The organism is Candidatus Thermoplasmatota archaeon, assembly GCA_034660695.1.
Lineage (GTDB): Archaea > Thermoplasmatota > E2 > UBA202 > DSCA01 > JAYEJS01.
This window is the reverse complement of sequence record JAYEJS010000123.1, coordinates 1-5,056: the sequence shown is the minus strand read 5'-3', so window position 1 is coordinate 5,056 and position 5,056 is coordinate 1. Positions and strand designations below refer to the sequence as shown.

The 5,056-nt window shown below is 39.7% G+C and carries 5 protein-coding genes; 4 read left to right on the top strand and 1 reads right to left on the bottom strand.

Annotated elements, in window-relative coordinates:
* From U9O96_06355 to U9O96_06345, 3 genes are all read left to right on the top strand, one after another.
* Nucleotides 1-621 (top strand): N-glycosylase/DNA lyase (locus tag U9O96_06355; GenBank protein ID MEA2054712.1); only part of this gene is annotated, 621 nt, incomplete at its 5' end.
* 61 nt (nucleotides 622-682) lie between these two features.
* Entirely contained in the window at nucleotides 683-1,183 is a 501-nt protein-coding gene (locus U9O96_06350; GenBank protein MEA2054711.1) for a hypothetical protein, read from the top strand.
* Nucleotides 1,135-2,682, top strand: a complete 1,548-nt coding sequence (locus U9O96_06345) for a C25 family cysteine peptidase (GenBank protein MEA2054710.1) — start codon at nucleotides 1,135-1,137, stop codon at nucleotides 2,680-2,682. Before U9O96_06350 ends, U9O96_06345 begins: the two co-directional genes overlap by 49 nt.
* A gap of 33 nt (nucleotides 2,683-2,715) precedes the next feature.
* Here the strand turns inward: U9O96_06345 and prf1 are convergent, their stop codons facing one another.
* Nucleotides 2,716-3,936 carry a peptide chain release factor aRF-1 gene (prf1, locus tag U9O96_06340; GenBank protein ID MEA2054709.1) on the bottom strand — a complete coding sequence of 407 codons (1,221 nt, stop codon included), beginning with the start codon at nucleotides 3,934-3,936 and terminating at the stop codon, nucleotides 2,716-2,718.
* A 136-nt stretch (nucleotides 3,937-4,072) separates the two neighbouring features.
* Between prf1 and U9O96_06335 the strand changes: the two genes are divergently transcribed.
* The coding region (locus U9O96_06335) for a hypothetical protein (GenBank protein ID MEA2054708.1) at nucleotides 4,073-5,056 on the top strand (984 nt) is incomplete at its 3' end.

Below are 5,056 nucleotides of genomic sequence, written 5' to 3'. Positions count from 1 at the left end.
GGTATGCAGGACGTAGAGGGACTTCTGGCCAGACTTAAAGTTTTAATGCATACTCCCATAAAGGAAGTAGTTGACAAAAGAATCGATGGGTTTGGAAAAGTAAATGACAAATTTGGAGAATTATGCTTTTGCGTTTTGACAGCAAACTCCTCAGCCGGGATGTGTATAAAACTGCAGAAAAATTTGCAAAATGCATTTCATACATCAAATAAAGAAGAATTGAGGGCACGTCTGAAAAAGTATGGCTACAGGTTCCCAAACAGAGCAGAGTATATCTGTTATAATAGGGGGTACAGAGATATAGATAAAATTTTGAAAAATTTTTCAGATGGAAGGATGGCAAGAGAATGGTTTGTGGAAAACATAAAAGGATTTGGCTATAAGGAGGCGAGCCATTTTTTGAGAAATATAGGATATAAAAATTTGGCCATCCTCGACAGACATATTCTAAGAGTAATGAAAAGATACAAGCTGATGGAGGAGGTACCGAAGATACTGAATAAAAGGGAGTATATCGGGATAGAAAAAAAGCTGGAAGAGGTAGCCGATAAACTGGGGATAACTCTCTCAAAACTGGATTTGTACCTATGGTATATGGAAACTGGAAAAATATTGAAGTAAGTCTTTCAAAGCCAGCAACATTTATAATCTATAATTTGTTATATACCTTGGAGGCAAAAATATGAAGAAAACAAAAATTGGAAGCATGCTTGTAGTAGCAATGCTGCTATTTGTAAGTTTTGGAGTAGCAGGATATAACAAAGAGAAATTAAACAGCGGGTATGAATACCAAATTCATTCTGTAAAAGAAAAAAAAGAGATGGATATTTCACTGGCTTTTTCATCACCCGTTATTGAGTATGGTGGAAATTATGCCACTATAAAAGCATGTGGGTTATCCTGCTCTTCAGAGGGTGGTAAGCCTGTTTTGCCCGTTCAATCGAATGTGCTTACATTTCCTTTAGGTACACGAATTGTGCATGTGGAGACGGTTCCACCGCATCCAGCAAAAATGGCCATATCGAAACAAATCCAGCCGGCGTATAAACCTGTAGCATTGAATATGAAACCTCAAAAAATAAGCTGCACGCCTGATAAGGAGCTATATGCAAGTGATGCCCCTTACCCACAGACATGGTACCGCTATGCCCTTGGGGGGGGCTTGCTGATGGAAAACACGTAACTTTTTTAGTGCTCAATGTTTACCCCGTGCGATATTACCCTGCAAAAAATCAAATTGAATATGTCAACGAGATGCAATTTAAGGTGATATACGAAGAGCCGAGTTATCCCGTTGTTAATGAAAACTTAAATTTGTATGATCTTGTAGTCGTTGCACCGCAGGCTTTTGAGAGCATCCTTCAACCACTTGTGGATTTCAAGAATGACCATGGAATGAAGACGGTAATGAAAAGTGTGGAGGATATTGTATCACATTATCAGGGTAGAGATGGGGCGGAGAAGATAAAATATTTTATTAAAGACAGCATTGAACAATGGGGAATAAAATATGTTCTGTTCGTCGGGGGAAAAAGATCAATGTGGACAGGGAACTGGGGTTTTGACGGACCAAATAAAGTTGACGACAGCCTATGGTGGGTGCCAGTTAGATATTCTGCCCTGAAGGATTATTTGCCAGGCAGCTGGGGGGAAAATGGCTATCTCAGCGATCTCTATTTCGCCGATATTTATGATGCAAACGGAAACCTTTCTTCATGGGATACAAATGGCAATGGAAAATTCGCCGAGTGGACCGAAACAGATACAGACATCCGTGATCTCTATCCAGATGTTTACGTGGGCAGATTGCCGGCAAGAAATGAAGAGGAAGCGAAGACCATGATTGACAAAATAATGACTTACGAAGGGTCGCGAGCGGATCCATCATGGTTTAATAAAATGCTTCTGATTGGGGGAGATACATTCCCTGGGGATCCTGCCGGCGTATATGACGGAGAATATTCAACAACACACGAATTCAGTTACATGCCATCTCAATTCACGGCAACAAAACTTTATGCGTCTGATAAAAGCCTTATGGGAGGGAAATCCGGAAAACTTGCTGCCAGATTTGCCTGGATGAATGTGATAAAAACCATGAATGAAGGCTTTGGATTTGTTGCATTTGACGGTCATGGGAGCCCAACCGCATGGGCAACCCATCCCGTAGGGGATAATGGAACATGGATTAACGGTTTGATGACATACAACATGGATCTTCTGAAGAATGGGAATAAACTCCCGATTGTAAGTGTTGGCGGCTGTCATAACAGTGAGTTCAATATAAGCTTCTTTGACTTTTCCAAAAACGAATGGACATATCAGCCGACTTTTGAATGTTGGAGCTGGCACCTTACAAGGATAAATGGAGGCGGGGCAATAGCAACCATTGGATATACAGGACTTGGTTACGGGGCTGTTGGTGATGAGGACAACAATAGCATTCCAGATACCATCGAACGTTTTGGGGGCTACATTGAAGGACAATTTTTTTATTCATATGGTGTGGAAGGAAAACATACACTTGGCAATTGTTGGGGTACGGCTATACAGAACTATCTGAACAAATTTCCAATCGGTTGGAACGATGAGCCAGAATCAGATACTCAGATAGACTGTAAGACAGTAGAAGAATGGTGCATTATAGGTGACCCGAGTTTGAAAATTGGCGGATATCCCTAAGCATCTTATCTGAAATGCATATCGACAGAATTCCTATTCTATTTTATAACGCAAAATCCCTGCCACTCCGCCAAATGCTTTCATGAGGATGTTTCCCTCCTCTGTCTCTCTCGATATAATCTGTGCGTCAGTAGATGACTGCTCTGCTATCTCTGAATATTCTTCCAGTATATCTTTTTCTTTTTCTATATTGGTAAGGGAACTGCATTTCGGGCATTTCACGTTATTCAGATCGTCTACAACCATATTGCCCGTGTAACCGCAGGACTGGCAGGAGATTGTCACCCTGTACTTTCTCAGCGCATCAGACAAAATGAGCGTATCCACGGCCCCTATCATAAGTGCTTTCCTGACCTCTTCTTCACCATATATCGCAAGCCCGCTGTCACTTCTTATTTCATTCATAAATCTGTTCATGATTTTTTTTTCTTTAATTATGTCCATCTCTTCTAGGTCATCAGCAGCATTATTGATGAGTTCTTTCAGTCCGTATTCATCGGTGTAGCCGGTATCATACACGCCAATTATTTTATCGGCTATCCTGTAGTCTAGATAATTTTTGTTGAGAAACGCCCTCTTGGTAGGGCCGGGACCGCCGACCAGCACGCCTTTCAAATTTTCTTTTTCCAGAAACAGTTCGGACGCCTTTTCCCCTGCCTTGACAAACCACTCATGAGCGGCAATTTCTGTCAATCTTTCAAATCGGCGCTGCGACTGCCCGCCCCTGCCGTGCTTGCCCGGAACACGTGATGTCAGATAGGCTGCCATATCTATTCTTTTCCCGAAAAGAAAGCCGATTGTGCATTCCCTCCTGTCTATTAAAAGGAGGCCATAGCTGTCTTTTTCTTCGAGCATATCCTTGAGGGGCTGGAGGTAAAACTGCGAATTGCATCTGTAGAGGTATATGGAAATTGGAAGCGGTGGTTCCAGTACTTGGGACATCATTTTCGGTTGTCCGCCGCTTTTTGCTCCTTCACCGACAAAAAATACTACGCCGTTGGAAGGGGGGGTTTTAAAATAGCGTACCTGGGACATGATGGATTCTATGGCTGAAAGAACGTTTTTTCTCGTTTGCTTGGATTTTATGTTGGATGACTGCGAGTATTCATCCCTTAAGTGTGCGACAACATCCGAAATTTGTTTGTCTGGAGGGATGTATAGAGTTATCAATTCTGTATGCTGGCCTTTTATGCCCTCTAACTCTTCCAGTTTACGCTTGAATTTGTATTTTTCTGTCGGTGACAGATTCTTCATATCGGAGAATATCCCCCTCTGTTTTTAAAGTTTGGGAAAAGGGGTAGGGTTCTGTCAATAAATACGGGGCGTGAATGACGGCTGTCTAATGCGGGTCGTAGAAATTATTTAATAACGATTCCAAATACATATAATAATGAAAATAAAGACTATTGCGAGTGATGGAAAAAAATTTGAGGTTGGTGGAAAGAATTTTTTTAAAGGATGTTTAGGAATTGCCGTTACAATTTCAGAAGATTCAGAAGATAACATAAAAGAAAAGTACCATGGGTTAATCGATTCGTTGTTATCAGATGCTGATATAGAAAGAATTTTACCAGTCTATAAATCATACGATATTGGCAAAATTTTTGAAGATAAATTTTTGGATGCACTTGAAAAATTATTTACTGGATTTCTGGAGATAGATGGTCTCGAAATAAACATATTCTATTCAACTTTTAATACGTCCATAATGCCAAAAGTGAAGTACTACGGAAAGGGAGGTAGTGCTGTAGTTGAAAAAAATACTCTACAATTTATTGAAGATTTGAGCGGATATTATCCTTATGTTTGTATTTGGAAATTATCAAAGGGATACCAACTAAAGGGTTGCAATATATTTATTGACCATTTTCAAGGCGAATTGACAGAGGGATGGAACGAACTTCAACACCAGTATCACGACATAAATGTTGTATTAAAAGGAGATATGGTTAATGAATACATTTCAATGGCTGATCTAATTACAAGATTTATTGAAAAGAAATTAAAGGATAGCCACAAAAGACTTAGCGAAGATGGAATACTGGAGATTTTAAAAGAATACAAAATAGACTCAAACTCCGAAAAAGTAAACATATGGTATATTGGAAAAAAAGATGACTTGGACTATACTGTTCCAAAATATAAAAGAAAAATAAATTTGCACCGTTGTCTAAATGTCCCCACAATATTCATTTTAAAAGAGGGATTGATAAAGCAGGAAAGTAAATGGATAGAAAATTCTCCACATGTTTACAACAAAATAAGGAAATTTGCACATTCGGTAAACGCTGGATTTACATTCATAGAATACGCAGAGGATTATAAATATATCAGAGAGGATGACTACATCATGTACTTAGGAGACGAAGGAAAA

Bases quoted from the DNA above. Each gene is read 5' to 3' on its own strand.
- U9O96_06345 (MEA2054710.1), top strand. From the start codon at position 1,135: ATGGTACCGCTATGCCCTTGGGGGGGGCTTGCTGATGGAAAACACGTA.
- prf1 (MEA2054709.1), bottom strand. From the start codon at position 3,936: ATGAAGAATCTGTCACCGACAGAAAAATACAAATTCAAGCGTAAACTG.
- U9O96_06350 (MEA2054711.1), top strand. From the start codon at position 683: ATGAAGAAAACAAAAATTGGAAGCATGCTTGTAGTAGCAATGCTGCTA.